At 70.8% G+C, this 16,412-nt stretch carries 14 protein-coding genes; 5 read left to right on the top strand and 9 right to left on the bottom strand.

Going from position 1 to position 16,412, the window contains the following annotated elements; translation table 11 throughout:
• The first annotated feature begins 1 nt into the window (after position 1).
• Together apaG and OD750_RS02855 are read left to right on the top strand one after the other, a co-directional pair.
• Complete coding sequence (gene apaG, locus OD750_RS02860) at positions 2–385, top strand: Co2+/Mg2+ efflux protein ApaG (RefSeq protein WP_263542707.1); 384 nt, start codon at positions 2–4, stop codon at positions 383–385.
• On the top strand, positions 385–1,233 hold the full coding sequence (locus OD750_RS02855) for a symmetrical bis(5'-nucleosyl)-tetraphosphatase (RefSeq protein ID WP_263542706.1): 849 nt from the start codon (positions 385–387) through the stop codon (positions 1,231–1,233). The genes apaG and OD750_RS02855 overlap by 1 nt, the downstream gene beginning before the upstream one ends.
• A 115-nt stretch (positions 1,234–1,348) precedes the next feature.
• On the opposite strand, the gene OD750_RS02850 is transcribed toward OD750_RS02855, so the two are convergent.
• The 4 genes from OD750_RS02850 to OD750_RS02835 form a co-directional block, all read right to left on the bottom strand.
• Positions 1,349–4,537 (bottom strand): hypothetical protein, encoded by a 3,189-nt coding sequence (locus OD750_RS02850; RefSeq protein WP_263542705.1) that lies wholly within the window; start codon positions 4,535–4,537, stop codon positions 1,349–1,351.
• 108 nt (positions 4,538–4,645) lie between these two features.
• Positions 4,646–5,125, bottom strand: a complete 480-nt coding sequence (locus tag OD750_RS02845) for a dihydrofolate reductase (protein ID WP_263542981.1) — start codon at positions 5,123–5,125, stop codon at positions 4,646–4,648.
• Between the two features lie 5 nt (positions 5,126–5,130).
• Entirely contained in the window at positions 5,131–5,565 is a 435-nt protein-coding gene (locus tag OD750_RS02840; RefSeq protein ID WP_263542704.1) for a DoxX family protein, read from the bottom strand.
• A gap of 13 nt (positions 5,566–5,578) precedes the next feature.
• Complete coding sequence (locus tag OD750_RS02835) at positions 5,579–6,373, bottom strand: thymidylate synthase (protein ID WP_263542703.1); 795 nt, start codon at positions 6,371–6,373, stop codon at positions 5,579–5,581.
• A gap of 127 nt (positions 6,374–6,500) precedes the next feature.
• Here OD750_RS02835 and OD750_RS02830 point away from each other — a divergent pair, with 127 nt between their 5' ends.
• The 3 genes from OD750_RS02830 (at position 6,501) to OD750_RS02820 (ending at position 9,625) form a co-directional block, all read left to right on the top strand.
• Positions 6,501–7,520, top strand: a complete 1,020-nt coding sequence (locus OD750_RS02830) for a TIGR00266 family protein (RefSeq protein WP_263542702.1) — start codon at positions 6,501–6,503, stop codon at positions 7,518–7,520.
• Between the two features lie 50 nt (positions 7,521–7,570).
• A complete protein-coding gene (locus tag OD750_RS02825; RefSeq protein ID WP_263542701.1) occupies positions 7,571–8,872 on the top strand; it encodes an ATP-binding protein in 1,302 nt (433 codons plus the stop codon).
• Between the two features lie 150 nt (positions 8,873–9,022).
• Complete coding sequence (locus OD750_RS02820) at positions 9,023–9,625, top strand: hypothetical protein (protein ID WP_263542700.1); 603 nt, start codon at positions 9,023–9,025, stop codon at positions 9,623–9,625.
• Between the two features lie 3 nt (positions 9,626–9,628).
• Here the strand turns inward: OD750_RS02820 and OD750_RS02815 are convergent, their stop codons facing one another.
• The 5 genes from OD750_RS02815 to OD750_RS02795 all read right to left on the bottom strand — a co-directional run bounded on the left by OD750_RS02815 (position 9,629) and on the right by OD750_RS02795 (position 16,281).
• Complete coding sequence (locus tag OD750_RS02815; RefSeq protein ID WP_263542699.1) at positions 9,629–12,427, bottom strand: serine/threonine-protein kinase; 2,799 nt, start codon at positions 12,425–12,427, stop codon at positions 9,629–9,631.
• Positions 12,424–12,981: a sigma-70 family RNA polymerase sigma factor gene (locus OD750_RS02810; protein ID WP_263542698.1), complete on the bottom strand. Its 558-nt coding sequence runs from the start codon at positions 12,979–12,981 to the stop codon at positions 12,424–12,426. The genes OD750_RS02815 and OD750_RS02810 overlap by 4 nt, the downstream gene beginning before the upstream one ends.
• 84 nt (positions 12,982–13,065) lie before the next feature.
• Positions 13,066–14,409: a hypothetical protein gene (locus OD750_RS02805; protein ID WP_263542697.1), complete on the bottom strand. Its 1,344-nt coding sequence runs from the start codon at positions 14,407–14,409 to the stop codon at positions 13,066–13,068.
• Positions 14,410–14,428: 19 nt separating this feature from the next.
• Complete coding sequence (locus OD750_RS02800) at positions 14,429–15,247, bottom strand: D-alanyl-D-alanine carboxypeptidase family protein (protein WP_263542696.1); 819 nt, start codon at positions 15,245–15,247, stop codon at positions 14,429–14,431.
• The gene (locus OD750_RS02795) at positions 15,247–16,281 is read right to left on the bottom strand and encodes a DUF3617 domain-containing protein (RefSeq protein WP_263542695.1); all 1,035 of its coding nucleotides are present in this window, start codon (positions 16,279–16,281) and stop codon (positions 15,247–15,249) included. Before OD750_RS02795 ends, OD750_RS02800 begins: the two co-directional genes overlap by 1 nt.
• Positions 16,282–16,412: the final 131 nt, after the last annotated feature.

The following is a 16,412-nucleotide window of genomic DNA, read 5'->3' as shown; positions in this document are numbered from 1 at the left end:
CATGAGCAGCAAGCAACCCTACGACATCGAAGTGCAGGTCGCGGCGCGTTTTCTCGACGAGCAGTCGCGACCGGCCGACAACCGCTACGTCTTCGCGTACACGATCAAGATCCGCAATCTCGGCGAAATCACCGCGCAGCTGCTGTCGCGGCACTGGATCATCACCGACGGCAACGGCAAGGTGCAGGAAGTGACCGGCGACGGCGTCGTCGGCGAGCAGCCGCGCATGCGGCCGGGCGAGGACTACGAATACACGTCGGGCGCGGTGCTCGAAACCAGCGTCGGCACGATGCGCGGCAGCTACCGCATGGTCGCCGAGGACGGCACCGAGTTCGACGCGGCGATACCGCAGTTCACGCTGTCGATTCCACGGACGCTGCATTGATGGCGACCTGGGCCATCGGCGATCTGCAGGGCTGCTACGACGAGACGGCCCGACTGCTCGAAAAAATCCAATACGATCCCGCAAAAGATGCATTGTGGTTTTGTGGCGACCTCGTCAACCGCGGCGGCCAGTCGCTCGAAGTGCTGCGCCTCGTGCGCACGCTCGGCGCCGGCACGGTCGTGACGCTCGGCAACCACGACCTGTCGCTGCTCGCTGTCGCCGAACGCACCGAGGCCGAGCAGGAAAAGGTCAATCCCGAACTGCGCAGCATCCTGTTCGCGCCGGACCGCAACGAGCTGCTCGCGTGGCTGCGCGGCCAGTCGCTGCTGCATCACGACGCGGGCCTCAACTTCACCATGGTGCACGCGGGTTTCGCGCCGCGCTGGACCTTGCCGCAGGCGCAGCGCGCCGCGCGCGAGGTCGAGCGGCAGCTGCGCGGCCCCGAATACGGACGCCTGCTCAAGTCGATGTTCGGCAACAAGCCGGCGATCTGGTCCGGCCGCCTGAAGGGCATCGAGCGCATGCGCGCGAGCATCAACGTGCTCACGCGACTGCGCTACTGCGATCAGCGCGGCCGCATCGCGTTCGCCGAAAAGGGCACGCCGGGCACGCAGCCGCCGGGGCTCTACCCGTGGTACGAAGTGCCGGGCGGCATCAAGCGCGATACGCGCATCGTCTGCGGGCACTGGTCGACGCTCGGCCGCTTCGCCGGCCTCGGCATCTACGCGATCGACACCGGCTGCGTCTGGGGCGGCGCGCTGACGGCGCTGCGGCTCGATGCGGAAGATCCGTACTTCGTCACGATCAAGTCGACGCGCAAGCCGCCGGCCGGGCGCGAGATGGATTGAGGCTCAGGACGAGGAGCGACGCTCCGCCCTTCCCCGCCCGCGACGAAGTACCACACGTTCTCCCCCTCACCCCGGCCCTCTCCCCCAAGCGACGCTTGGAGGAGAGGGGGACGAGCTACGGCGTACAGCCGCCGGCCTTCTCCAGGTCGATCGTTCCGGTCCTGCCCGCAAGATCGCCCGCCGCGGTGTCGAACGCGTACTCGAGCGTCGCGCGGTCGCAGCCCTGCATCGTCAGCGTCGCCGCGCCGACGACGACCGTGCGGCTCGCAGGCGTGCTGTCGAACGCGCCGCCGGTCGCCTCGGCGATCGGCACCACGACGCGTCCCTGCGTCGCGTTCGCGAGCGAACCCTGCAGCGTGTACCAGCGCTGCCGGCCCGGATCGTCGGAAGCGCCCGCCGGATCGAACGTGAACCACGGCGCGAAGAACACGCCGCCCGGCTGCACGGTGAACTGCAGCCCCTGCCCCGACGTCGCCTCCTCGTACCACGAGCCCGACATGCGCGCGTCGAAACCGCCGGCCGTCGCCGCCGCGTGCGGCTCTATCGTGCCGTCGGCGAGCGTGCAGTCGCGCGTCGCCGGCGACAGGCGCGACAACGTGATCGCGCCGGTCGCCCCGTCGTTGTGCGGCGCGTCGAAGACGTAGCTCAAAGTACCGTTGTCGCAATCGGTAAATCGCAGCGTCGCCGTGCCGACCCGGCGCACGGTCGCGCCGCCGGCGGCGTCGAACGTGCCGCCGGTCGTTTCGAGAATCGGCAGCTGCGCCTGCGTCGCGCCCTCGCCGACGGTGCCGGCGACGACGTACCAGCGCTGCTCCGCGAGACCGCCGCCGGCGCCGTAGCGCGAATACGTGAACCACGGCATGAACCACGTGCGCGCACCCGGCAGCCAGTCGGCGACGAAACCCTCGCCGCTCGCGTACGGCGCCCACCACGCGCCGCCGAGGCCGACCTGGTCGATCCGCACCGGCGGCTGCGCGAACGTGTCGCGCAGCGCGACGATCGCCGTCGTCGCGGCGGTCGCGTCGCCGGGCGTGATCGGCAGCGCCGCGCGCACCAGCCCCTGCGGATCGATGCCGACCGCGTCGATCAGGCCGCAATACACGGCGCACGCGTCGGCCTGCTCGCCGATCGGCGCGCCGTCGCGCGCGTCGAAACGCTGGGCCTGCACGCGGTTCGACGTCGCGTACGCGAGCACGACCTGCGCGCTCGACGCGTCGAGCGCGATGCGCTCGCGCGAAAATTCGGTCGGCGCGAGAAAAACCGGCGACCGGCTCCAGACCACCGAGCCGTCGGTCGCGCGCAGGCGCATGAGGCGCACGGCGAGCCGCTGCGGCGTTGACAGCGTCAATCGCTCGGCGAGATAGACCGACTCGCCGCCGCGATCCGGCACCGGCAGCGCGACCAGCCCGACCATCGGGCGCGACCACTGGAACGCGCCATCGGTACCGAACCACCGGTATTCACGTCCGGACGACGTGCCCACGAGCGCCTGCACGCGGCCGGCGACGACGCCGACGACTTCGAGTCCGGCCGTCGTCTCGATGTCGGCCGAATGCGCCGCGCCCTGCGCGTCGTAGCGCACGACGAAGCGGCGCGGCGTCACGGCGTCGTACACGCCCGCGGCGATGTCGCCCGCGGCATCGATCGCTCCCGAGTTCGCATAGCCGCTGCGCTCGACGCGCGCGACCTCGTTGCCGGCCGCGTCGTGGCGCACGATCGTATGCGTCGATCCCTGCGACGAAAGATGCGCGAACGTGCCGTCGTCCTGCGCGCCGAACCAGTGCTGGGCGCCGTCGGTCGGGTACGTGCGTACCCAGCGATCGGCACCGTCGCCGCTCGCGACGCAGGCGATCGAGACCGGCGCGGGCGGCGGCGGCGGCGGTCCGGTGAATCCGGACGGCCACGGCGACGTCCTCAGGCGCGACTGCGCGACGCAGGCCTGGCCACCGGCCACCGACAGCTGCGCGAGCGGCGCGATCGCCGCGAACGTGCGGCGCCAGACGAGCGCGCCGTTCGCGTCGATCTTCGCGAGCGTCAGCCGCCTGGGCTCGGCAAGCAGCGCGGCGCGCGACAGCAGATAGCTCGCGCCGTCGTCGGCGAATACGCGACCGGCGAGATCGAGCGGCTCGGGAGCCGACGGCATCGGCGCGTCGACGGTTTTGCCGTCGCGGTCGATCGCGTACAGGCGCATCGCGTAGGTGCCGGGTGCATAGCCGAGCGCCTGCAGCGTGCCGTCGGCACGCAGGCCGAGCTCCGCGCTCAGCGTCGGCAGCAGTGTGTCGGCCACCGCCGTGCCGTGCGCATCGAAGCGCAGGAAGCGCGCCTCGTCGGTGCCGCTGCACGCGACGGCCGCCTCCCCGCCGTCGAGCGGCAGCACGGCTTCCGTCGGCATGTACGTGTTCGACGGCTGCACGCAGGCTTCCTTGCGCCACGCGAGCTGTCCGTCGGTGCCGAAGCGATACACGGCATGCACGATCGCCGCCGTCGTGTAGTACGCCGTCGTCACGCTCGCCGAACCGTCGCGCGCGAGCCGCACGACGATATTGCCTTCGTTGCGCGCCGGGTCGCGCGGCGCGATGTACTCCGCGACCGGCGTTCCGTCCGCCCGGAACCGGTAGACGGCAATGCCGTCGGTGTCCGCACCGGCGCCGCCGACCGTCAGCGTGCCGTCGGGGCTCGCGGCGATATCCGCAAAATACACATTGCGCGACAGCGACCAGAGCGGCTCGCCGTCGCGGCTGTAGCGCGTCAGCGTCGAACGCAGCGGGGTGCCGAGGTTCATCGAGACGGCGACGCCGCCGTCCGGCATCGCCGCGAGCAACGGCAGACCCGGCGCGATAGAAACCTGCCGCGCGATGCCGCCGTCCGCGCCGAGCTTGATCAGCGTGCCGCCGTTGTCGGCCACCCAGACGGCGTCGTCGGCCGCCGGCACGAACACGCAGTACTCCGGCAACAGGCGCTTCCAGCGCACGCGCACCGCGGAATCGACGCGCGTCAGCGAGCAGTTGTTCGGCGACGCGACGACCGCGCCGCCGTCGCTCGTCAGCTGTCCCGCGGGGTAGCCGCCGGTCTGCGGCAGAGCCGCGAGAAACCCGGTCGTCGCGCCGCCGGCATCGACGCGGCGGACGCCGTCGTTGCCGAACAGCCACAGGCTGCCGTCGGTGCCGAGCCGGTAGTCGGCGGGCTCGACCGCGCGCGGCGCCTGCGGCTCGAGATAGCGCCACGAGGCGCCGGCCGTCGCCGTCGCCGCGGCGAACGCCGCCGCGACGCCGAGCAAATTTTGCAACAAATATCGAAAGTGCATTTCTGCGCTCCGTGCAGTGCGGAAGGCGGTCGGCCGCGACGCGGCGACGTTGTTCCACTGTGACGAAGCAGTCGGCGGCGTCCCCCAACGGGTCCGCACGGACGACGATCAGGCGCGGATGTAGTCCACAAATTCCATCGCGTACTCGTGCCGGTCGTCGGCCGCGTGCGCTTCGCGCGCGACGACGCGCCACTGGCCGCGGTCGAACGCCGGAAAGAACGTGTCGACGTCGCTCGCCGCGCAGTCGACGTGCGTCAGGTACAGGCGCGACGCCAGCGGCAGCGCGAGCGCGTAGATCTCGCCGCCCCCGATGACCATCAGTTCCTCGACGCCCGCCAGCGACACCGCCTGCTGCAGGTTGCGCACCGTCGTCTGCCCTTCGTACGGCGCGTGCCCCGCCCGGCTCAGCACCAGATTGCGCCGTCCCGGCAATGCGCGCCCGATCGACAGCGCCGTCTTGCGCCCCATCAGCACCGGCTTGTCGAGCGTCAGCCGCTTGAAGCGGCGCAGATCGTCCGGCAGGTGCCACGGCATGTCGCCGCGCCGTCCGATCGCGAGCTGACGGTCCACCGCCGCGACGAGGCTGATCGTGCTCACGCGCGCCGCCAGCGGTGATCGAGCGACCAGCGTCCCGCGCCGGCGAACATCAGGCACAGGCACGCGACGACGATCGCGAGCGCCGCGAACGCGGCCGGGTACGGGCGCTTCGCGTCGACCATGACGATCGCCACGACGAAGTTGAACGCGAGCACCGCTCCGGCGAAGCGCGTGAACGCGCCGGCGACGAGCGCAAGTCCGCCGACGAACTGCGCCGTCACCGACAGCACCGCGCAGAACAACGGATACGGAAACTCGAATTTTTCCAGAAAGTCGCGAAATTCCAGCATGCGCGCCCAGCTGAACACGTTGTCCTGCGTGCTCCAGATCAGATGACCGCCGATGCCCAGGCGCAGCAACAGCAGGCCCAGGTCGGGGCGGGCGCACCAGCGTTCGATGTCGTTGTGGATTCTTGCGATCGCGTTCGTCATGTCGGCCTCGTCGTCAGACGGCCACGGGCGCCTTGATCGCCGAATGCGAAACGTAGCCGTCGATCGCGACGTCCTCGTAGCGGAAGTCGAAGATAGAACGCACATCCGGATTCAGACGCAGCCGCGCCGGCGGCAACGGAGTACGCGCGAGTTGTTCGCGCGCCTGCTCCTGATGGTTAAGGTACAAGTGCACGTCGCCGAACGTGTGTACGAAATCGCCGACTCGCAGCCCGCACACCTGCGCGATCATGTGCGTGAGCAGCGCATAGCTCGCGATGTTGAACGGCACGCCGAGAAACACGTCGGCCGAACGCTGGTACAGCTGGCACGACAGTCGCCCGTTCGCGACGTGGAACTGGAACAGCGCGTGGCAGGGCATCAATGCCATGCGCGGCAGGTCGCCGACGTTCCACGCGCTGACGACGAGGCGGCGCGAATCGGGATTGCGGCGGATCTCGTCGACGACCCACGCGATCTGGTCGATCGTGCGGCCGTCGGCGGTCTCCCACGAGCGCCACTGCTTGCCGTACACCGGGCCGAGTTCGCCGTGTTCGTCGGCCCACTCGTCCCAGATCGTGACCTTGTTTTCGGCGAGGTACGCGATGTTCGTTTCGCCGCGCAGGAACCACAGAAGCTCGTGCACGATCGCGCGCAGATGCAGCTTTTTCGTCGTGACGAGCGGAAAGCCCTGCGCGAGATCGAAGCGCAGCTGCCGGCCGAACACGCTCAGCGTGCCGGTGCCGGTGCGGTCGTCCTTGCGCTCGCCGTGGTCGAGGATGTCTTGCAGGAGATCGAGATAGGCGCGCATAGCGGCGATATGGTAACCCGACGAGCCAGTGGGGGTGACGGCCCGCTTCACAAGAGCGACGTTGCACCTATGACGACGAAACGTCGTAACCGTAGACTCCGACTCACTTTCCACGGAGGAGCAAGCAATGTCGCAGTGGTATTTCAGCTACAACGGCCAGCAGATGGGCCCGCTCGACGACGCCGCGGCGCGCGCGCAGGCGCGCAGCAACCCCAACGGTCACTGCTGGCGCCAGGGCTTCTCCGACTGGCAGAAGATCGGCGACGTCGCCGAACTGCGCGACGACACCGCCGTCGGCCTCGCCACGAGCGCGCCGCCGGTGTTCGTCACCGGCGGCGGACGCGGCCGCGCCGACGAGATCGACTACAAGATCTACGGCTCGGACATGCAGTTCGTCGAAATCGAACTCGACCCGGGCGAAAGCGCGGTCGCCGAGGCCGGCGCGATGATGTACAAGGAGGCCGCCGTACAGCTCGACACCGTCTTCGGCGACGGCTCGCACACGGGCCAGGGCGGCAGCTTCTTCGACAAGCTGCTGTCGGCCGGCAAGCGCGTGATCACGGGCGAAAGTCTGTTCACCACGATGTTCACGCATACCGGCACCGGCAAGGCGAAGGTCGCGTTCGCGGCGCCCTACCCCGGCACGATCGTGCCGATGCGCCTGTCCGACTTCGGCGGCCGTCTGATCTGCCAGAAGGACAGCTTCCTCTGCGCCGCGCGCGGCGTGTCGCTGAGCATCTTCTTCCAGCGCAAGATTCTCACCGGCCTGTTCGGCGGCGAGGGCTTCATCATGCAGAAGCTCGAAGGCGACGGCCTCGCGTTCGTGCACGCCGGCGGCACGATCGTGGAGCGCACGCTCGCGCCGGGCGAACGCCTCGACGTCGACACCGGCTGCGTCGTCGCGCTGACCGACGGCGTCGACTTCGACGTGAAAGCCGTCGGCGGCGTCAAGAGCGTGCTGTTCGGCGGCGAGGGCCTGTTCCTCGCGACGCTCACGGGCCCCGGCAAGGTGTGGCTGCAGTCGCTGCCGTTCTCGCGCATGGCCGGCCGCATGCTCGCCTCGGCCTACCAGAAGGGCGGCAGCAAGGACGAAGGCTCGGTGCTCGGCGGCCTCGGCGGCATCATTTCGGGCGACCGCAGCTTCTAGCGTCAAGACGCCGCGGCGGCTCGCCGGCCGCCGCGGTCTAGAATCCGCGCATGACCCAGCAACGCACCTCCCGCGACGCCGACCGGCGCAGCTTCGGCCCGGCGGCGCTCGCGCGCACGCTCGCGTGGCTGCGCCTGTGCGCGGTGCTCGGCCAGACCGCCACCGTCGTCTTCGTCGGCCGCTATCTGCAACTGCCGCTCGCCGAAGCCGCGCTGTTCGGCGGTATCGGCGTACTCGCCGCGTTCGGCCTCGCGGTGTTGTGGCGTCTGCGCCAGCCGTGGCCGATCACGACGACCGAGGTCATGGCGCACATCGGCGTCGACACGGTCGTGCTGTCGTGGCTGTTGTACCTCACCGGCGGCGCGAGCAATCCGTTCGTGGGTCTGCTCCTGATGCCGATCACGCTCGCGGCCACGGCGCTGAAGCTGCGCGACGTCGCGGTGATCGCGGCGCTGTCGTGCGCGGCGTATCTCGTGCTGATGCAGTGGAACGTGCCGCTCGCCGGCACGCAGCTCGAAGGCACCGACGCGCGCACGTTCGGCCTGCACGTGCTCGGCATGGCCGCGTCGTTCGCGATCAGCGCGGTGCTGCTCGGCGGCTTCATCTCGCGCCTGGCCGAGGCGCTGCGCGAAAAGCAGGTCGAAACGCAGCGCATCCGCGAACGCGCGCTGCGCGACGAGGGCATCCTCGCCATCGCGACGCAGGCGGCCGGCGCCGCGCACGAACTCAACACGCCGCTGTCGACGATGCGCACGCTGGTGGCCGAACTGCGCCGCGAACATCCCGACGGCGTGCTGGGCGAAGATCTCGCGTTGTTGTCGAGCCAGCTCGAACGCTGCCGCGAAACGCTGCGCGAACTCGTCGCGGTCGGCAAGGCGCAGCTCGAACAGGCCGGCGAGCGCGTCAGCGTCGCCGACTTCGTCAACGGCTGCGGCGATCGTCTGCAGTTGCTGCGCCCGGAAATTCTTTACAAGGTCACACTGCCCGACGATGCCTCGGAATGGATCGTCGAAGTGCCGGCCGGCCTGCGGCACGCGGTGATCAACCTGCTCAACAACGCCGCCGAGGCGTCGCTCGCGAACGACTCCGCCGAAGTCGACGTCGCGGTCGCGCGCGAAGGCGCGCAGCTCGTGCTGCGCGTGCGCGACCACGGCCGCGGCATCGCGCACGCCGACCGGCTCGGCACGCGCTTCGAAAGCAGCAAGAGCACCGGCCTGGGCATCGGCTTCGCGCTGGCCGACGCGACCGCCGAACGCCTCGGCGGCGATCTCGTGATCAGCGCCGCCGACGGCGGCGGCACCGAAACGCGGCTGTCGGTGCCGCTGCAAAGCGTGCGACTGACGATTCACTGAGGTTCGGTCGCTTTCCGCACGCGACCTCGGCCGCCGATCGAAAAATATCCGGCGGTCATGAGCGCTTTGGACGCCGAACCGTGCGTCTTCGAAGGTCAGGGCTCGCCACGGTGCGCGAACCCGGCCTTCGCCACCGCTCAGGGGACCGCCATGAACCTCTCTACCCGCTTCCGCCGTTTCGCCGTGCTCGCCGCCGCCTCGTTCGCCGTCGCCGGGCCGGCCAGCGCCGGCGACTTCATCTTTCGCAACGGCATCGAGCCGCGCGCCGTCACCGGCACCATGACGATCAACGGCTTTCCGATGCCGGTGCCGTCGGGCGCCGGCGTCAGCGGTTCGCACATCGCGGGATCCGGCACCTACGGCGGCAAGTTCTATTTTCCGTCGGCGAGCTTCACGGCGCCGATCAACGGCCTCGGCGTCGTCACGCTGACGGTGCAATGGATCCATCTCGACACGTCGACGTCGCAGTTCTTCGACAACACGACGGCGACGGTCGGCGTCACCGAGATGTATTTCAATCTGCAGTCGGCGGTCGTGAGCGGCACGCCGGTGCCGCTGTCGAACTGCGCGTTCGGACCGGTGACCTGGAGCCTCGTCGGCACCTGGAACGCCACCACGGCGCAGGCCTCGCAGACGGGCTTCGTCATTCCGCCGCTGCAGGGCAGCAACTGCAGCGGCTTCGGAACGCAAATCAGCAATTCGATCGCCGGCAGCAACAACAGCGTGAACCTGTCGATCGACATCCGGCCGTAGCGCTCAACGCGGAACGAGCCTCGCCCGCACCGCGTCGCGCTTGCCGGCGCTGTGCGGCGAGAGCACGCCGGCGCGCTCGAAGACGTCCCACGCATCGAGCGCGCGGCGGTACGCGGCGTCCGCGCGCGCCGCATCCTTACGGCCGGCGGACCAGGCATCGCCCTGGCGCGCGAGCGCGTCGGCCTGGTATTCGCGGTACGACGCGGCATCCGGACTCGCGGTCACGAGCGCGTCGAGCGCGGCCACCGCGGCGTCGAGCTCGCGCCGCGCCGCGGCGACGTCGCCGGCCGCCAGCGCGACGCTGCCGATGTGAAAGGTGGACAATGCCGCGCCAAGCGCGAATTCCGCCGACTGCGCCACGAGCGGCTGCTGCAGCGCCAGCGCCCGGCGGTGCGCGGCCAGCGCACCGGCGTAGTCGCCGCCGGCGGCGCGCTGCTCGCCGAGGCGCCGATACGCGAGCGAGAGGCTGTACTCGATTTCCGGATTGCCCGGCGCGGCGCGCAGGCGCACCTCGTTCGCCTCGATCTGGCGCTGGATGACCGGCGCAGCCTCGGCGGCGCGGCCGGCCTTGATCAGCTGGCGCGCGGCCCATCCTTGCGTCGCGGTGACGCCCTGGCGTATCGAATCGTCGTCGGGCGCCTGCGCCAGCATCGCCTCCATGATGCCGAGCGCCTTGAGCGCCGAGGCGACCGACGCATCGAGATCGTCGAGCGCGTCCTGCACGCCGACGAGGCGCGCATACACCAGCGCCACTTCGCGCCGCATCGACGCGTCGTCGGGATTCTTCGCCGACAGGCCTTCGATCGTGTGCAACGCGACGAGCAGCGCCGCCTGCGCACGCCGCATGTCGTTGCGCCCGGCCTGGTACTCGCCCTCGCGCAGCTCGCTCTTGTACATCGCGTAGGCGAGACGCGGTTCGTCGGGGCTGCGTGCGAGCGCGGCGGCGCGCAGGGCGCGAGCGCGCTCGTAGCTCGCATGCGCGCCTTCCGCGTCGAGCAGCGAGGCCTGGCCTTCGCGGCCGAGCAGATCGCCGTAGAAGTCCAGCGTGTCGGCGTGTTCGAGCGTGACCTCGATGTCGTCGCGCACGTCGGAGGGCAGCGCCGCGTACTGCGCGAGCGACTTTTCGTACAGCGCCCTGGCCGGTTCGAGCTTCGTGTCCTGATAGGCGAGATGCGCCTGGCGCGCGTACAGCTCGGCGCGCACGAACTGCCGCGACGGGCCGGCGTCGCCGAGGGCGGCGGCGCGGTCGAGCGCCTCCAGCGCGCGCGCATAGCTGCCCGCGGCGCCCGCGAAGTCGCCGACGTTGGACAGGTACGGATTGCCCTGCAGGTCGCCGGTCTTGAGGTACGCCGCCGCGAGGTCGGCCCACAGGCCGCGGTCGTCGCCGGCCTCCGCGCGCAGGCCTTCGAGAAAGCCGAGCGAATCGCGCACCAGGCGCTGCTGCATCGGCAGCGAGCCGGCGAGCTTCTGGATGCCTTCCTGGTAGTCGAACAGCACGGTGCCGGCAAAGCCGCGCACCTGCGCGAAGCGGCGCTCGGCGAGCGCGCGCGCCTGCCCCGCGGCATGCGCCTGCCACAGCGCGATCGCACCCGCGGCGAGCACGCCGATCGCGGCGACGGCGGCGACCGCCACGGCCAGCCGGTTGCGCCCGGCGAACTTGCGCAGGAGATACCAGGGCGTGTGCGGCCGCGCCGACACGGGCCTGCCGGCGAGCCATGCCTCGAGATCGTCGATCAGCGCGCGCGCGCTGCCGTAGCGCCGCTGCGGATCCTTCTCGATCGCGGCCAGGACGATGTTGTCGAGGTCACCGCGCAAGGTCTGCGGCGGGATCGGCGGCGCGTCGGCGGCGGCCGCGCGCAGGCTCGGTCGCAGCGCGTCGCGCTCGGTGATCGCGCGCATCAGCGCGAGGTCGCTGTCGCCGGGCTCGCGCAGCGCATGGCGGCCGGTGAGCGTCTCGTACAGCACGAGGCCGAGCGCATACACGTCGGTCGCCGTCGTGACGGGCTCGCCGCGGATCTGCTCCGGCGCCGCGTAGGCCGGCGTCATCGCGCGGCCGCCTTCGCGGGTCAGCGTGGTCTCGCCCTCGCCGCCGAGCAAGGCGGCGATGCCGAAGTCGAGCAAGCGCGGCTGCCCCGTCGCGTCGACCAGGATGTTGGCCGGCTTGATGTCGCGGTGTACGAGCAGGCGCCGGTGCGCGTATTCGACGGCCTCGCACACGGCGATGAAGCGCTGCAGGCGCGTGCGCAGGTCCGGCGTCCGCTGCGTCAGCCACACGTCCCACGTCACGCCGTCGACCAGTTCCAGCACCAGATACGGCGTGCCGTCAGTCGCCGTACCCGCGTCGAACAGCCGCGCGATGTGCGGATGCGCAAGGCCCGCGAGGATGCTGCGCTCGCGCTCGAAGCGGCGCAGCAGCGCGGCGTCGGCACGATGATGCAGCAGCTTGACGGCGACGACCTGCTCGAAGCCGTCGGTACGCCGCGCGCGGTAGACGGTGCCCGACCCGCCCCGGCCCAGGCGCGCGTCCAGCGCGAACGCGCCGACGCGGCGGCCCAGCCAGGCGTCGTCGGTCTCGCCGATGTCGCGCTCGTCGAGCAGCGCGGCGATCCGCGCCGGCGACAAGCGCTCGGGCAGCGCGTCGCGATGAGCGAGCAGGCCGAGCGCCTGCGCATGCAGCGCCGCGTCGCCGCCGCACAGTTCCGTCAACCGTGCGGAGAGCGCCGGCTCAGACAAGTGCACGACTTCCGCGAGAATGCGCTGCAGCGCCGCCCACGCCTCGGGCGTCTGCGCCGGCCCGCTCATGCCGCCAGCTCGCGTCCGAGCCACATGCGCGCCATCGCCCAGTCGCGTCGCACGGTCGCCGACGAGACGCCGACCACTTCGGCGATGTCGTCGATCTCGAGGCCGCCGAAAAACTTCAGCTCGACCACGCGCGCCTGCCGCTCGTCGAGCTTCGCGAGCGTTTCGAGCGCCGCATGCAGCTCGAGCACGTCGAGTTCGCCGTTCGCCGCCACGGCGTCCGCCGCCGACAGCGTGGTGGCCATGACGCCGCCGCCGCGCTTGTCCGCCGCGCGGTCGCGCGCGTGGTTGACCAGGATGCGCCGCATCATCGCCGCGGCAATGCCGAAGAAATAGCGCCGGTCGGACCAGTCGGCATGCTGCGCGGCCAGACGCAGGTAGGCCTCGTGCACCAGCGCCGTCGCCTGCAAGGTGTGGCCCGCGCGCTCGCCCGCGAGCGCGCGCCGGGCCACGCGCTTGAGCTCGTCGTAGACGATCGGAAACAGCGCGTCGAGCGCCGCGGCGTCGCCGCGGCGCGCGGCATGCAGATGGGCCGTGATGTCGAGGGTATCGCTCATGCGGGTGCTGTACGGATTCCCCTGTCCGTCCTGTCGCCGATGATTGACGCGCGCCGGTCGCGGGTCAACGACCGTTGCGATTTGCTACTCGGGACACCGGGCCGGCGCGGTATCGCCCGGCGCGACCAGGTCGAGATTGATCGCCGCCTGCGCGTTCGCCGGATCGAGCATCAGCGCGCAGCGATACGCCGCGGCGGCGCGCCTGGTATCGCCGTCGGCGCGATACGCGTAGCCGAGATTGAGCCATGCGCGCGGCTTGCGCGGCGAGTCGCGGACGGTGGCCTGCCACAGCGCCGTCTCGCTGCGGTAGTCGGCGTTGCGCTGCACGGTCGCGAACGCGAGCACGACGCACAGCGCGACGGCGATCGCACCGGCGAGCACGCGCGCACGCAGCTGCACGACGAGGATCGCGAGCGCAAGCATGGGACCTGCCAGCGCGAGGTACAGGTGACGATCGTTCGCCAGATCCAGGCGCGGCAGCAGCGAATTGCCGGGCGCGAGCTGTACGAGGTACCAGGCGATCGCGAACGCGAGCCACGGATGGCGACGGCGCGCGGCGAACATCGACGCGACCAGCGCGACGAGCAGCGCCGCGCAGGCCGTCAAGACCGGCGACCACGCCGCCGGCACGCGCAGATCCGGATCGATGTTCGTGAACCCCGCGAGCGAATGCGTGAACAGATAACCGTGCGCGAGCAACTGGCCCATTGCCTGCGCGGCGAGATCGCGCGTAGCGACGCTGACGCCGAAAAACACGCGGTAGCCCGGCGTCGCGAGCGCGGCGACCGCCGCCGCCGCAAGCACGCAGGCCCAGCCGCGCAGCCGCCACAGCGCGACGCGCAACGACTGGCCCGCCGCCCACGCGCGCAGCAGCGGCACCGCCGCGACCGCGACCGCGGTTTCGCGCACGGCGAGCGCGAGCGCGAACAGCACGACGCCGGCCCATGCGTATCGGCGACGCGACGGGTCGACGCGAACGATGTCGTCGGCGACGAGCGCCGCGAGTCCGAACGCCGCCGCGAGCGACATCGAGCGCCCGCTCGCGTACGTGACGGCTTCGGTCGCCGCCGGGTGCAGTGCGAACAGCAGCGCAGCGAGCAGCGCCGCGACATCGGGGCGCGCGAGCGACGGCGCCAACTCGGGCAGCCAGCGCCGCCACAACGCCCACAGCAGGCATGCGTTGAGCGCGTGGATCGCGATATTCGTCGCATGCACCGCGATCACGCCGCCGCCGAGTTCGCGCGTCAGCGCGTAGCTGAGCTTCAGCAGCGGACGGATGCCGGGCAGCGCGTCCCACCAGCCGGCGAGGCTTTGCGTCGCGGGATGCGCGAGGAACGATGCGAAGTCGTCGAACTGCCAGGCCGCGCCGAACGCGTTCGCGTAGGCGAGCGCGACCGCGACGACGAGCGTCGGCACGGCCGTCGCCATTGAAATTTCCCGATGCATCTCAGCGGACGACGGCGTCGTCGCGCGCCTCGAACGCGAGCTCGACGAGGCCGACGCTGTCCCACCAGCGTTCCGGCGCGTGCAGCAGCACGACGAGCACGCGACGGCCGTCGCGCTCGACGAGTGCGACGAGACAGCGGCCGGCCGCGGGCGTCGTGCCGGTCTTCAAGCCTCGCGCGCCGGACAGGCCGTCGAGCAGCGGATTCGTCGTGCGCATCGACAGCACGCGCCCGGCCGCCGTGACCAGGCGCAGCTCGCGCTTCGACGCGGCGTCGGCGAGCACCGGTTCTGCCAGCACGGCGTGCGACAGCGTCGCGAGATCGCGCACGCTCGTGTACTGCATCGGATCGTCGTGGCCGCACGGATTCGCGTAATGCGTGTCGGCCATGCCGAGCGCCGCGGCGCGCGCGTTCATGCGCGCGACGAACGCGCCGGTCGCGTCGCGCGTGCCGGTACCCGCGTCGACCGCGTCGGCGAGCGCGCGGCAGGCGTCGTTCGCAGACCGCACGAACGCGGCGAGCAGGAGGTCGCGGCGCGTGACGCGTTCGCCGCGGCGCAGTCCGATGCGCGAACCGGTTTCCGCCGCGGCGCCGGCGGACACCTCAGCCCAGGCGTCAAGATCGCCGGCCTCGACAGCGATCAGCGCCGTCATCAGCTTGGCGAGGCTCGCCATCGGCAGGCGCCGGTCGGTATTGCCGGCCCACAGCGGCCGGCCGTCGACCTCGACCCAGTACGCCGCCGCGACATCGGGAAAGCGATCGACCGGCGCGGCGTGCGCGCTCGCGCACGCCAGCAGCGCGATCGCCGCGAGACATCGCATCAGTCGCCGCCGATGCGATCTTTGAGCGACTTGAAGCGGTCGCGCATCGACGGCTTCTTCGCCGGTTCGGCGGCCGGCGCCGCCTCGTCGTGCGCGGGCGCGGCCTGCGCATCGGCGCTGCGTGCGTTCAGGCGCTCGGCCGCGTAGCTGTTGCAGAAGCCGCGGTACGGCGACGACTGCATCGCGGTATAGCCGCGTCCCTCGCACTGCTGCGCGGCGAGCGCGCGCGCGCGATCGGCACAGTGCCGCACGAGGAAACGGCCGTTGCGGTTCGGATCGGCGTCGGCGCAATGGCGCGGCACGAGGTCGGGACAGAAGTCGCCGACGAAGTCGAGATTGCCGCCCGACTCGGCCTGCCCGCACGCCTTGACGAGAATCGCCGCGCGCGAACCGCCGCAGCCTTCGACGGCATCCCAGATCGCCTTGCCGAATTTGCGGTCGACGTCGGCGAAGCGCGCCGGGTCGGCGTTCTCGTCCATCGCGCGCTTCACGTTGGCGCAGAACTTCGCCTTGTACGTGGGACACGCCGCCTTCGGGCCGATGTACATCGAGTGCGAAACGATCGACGTCAGCTGCGCCTCGCACACCTGCGCCGTAATCGCCTTGCCCTGCGCTTCCGGCGATTCCGTGGCGAAGTCGCAGCCGCCGATGCGCTTGCCTTCGTAGCTCATCGTCATCTGCTGGCCTTCGACCTGCGCCCGGATGCTGCCGCGGAAGCCGCCCGGCAGCGTTTCCATCTCGCCGTCGCCGGTCATCGCGTTCTTGCCGGTGCAGACGATGTGGTACGACGCCTTCGCGCCGTCGATGCGGAAGTTCTGCACGTCGCAGTTCTTGTCCTTCGGAATCGACTGCGCGCTGACCGGCTGCTCCCGCGCGGTGCACACTTCGGTCGACGAGCCCGGCATCGACATGCCCGCCATCTTCATCGTCGTGGTGACGCGGTAGCGATCGCCGGTATCCGGCGCCGCGGCGGCGGCAAGCGAGGTACACAGCAGCGCGGCGGCGAGGACGCGGCGCAGACGAAACGGGGTCATGGAACGGTCTCCGGAAGGCGCGGCGTACGCCGGTCGCTCCCTACAACGGAAAACGACGGCGAAAACCCCAACGCGGCATTTCGTCCCGCCCCCCTTGACTCGGCGCCGCTTCGACAGCAAAACCCGTCCGA

This window comes from Tahibacter soli (assembly GCF_025717065.2).
In the GTDB taxonomy this organism is placed as follows: domain Bacteria; phylum Pseudomonadota; class Gammaproteobacteria; order Xanthomonadales; family Rhodanobacteraceae; genus Tahibacter; species Tahibacter soli.
This window is presented reverse-complemented; position numbering and strand designations above follow the sequence as displayed.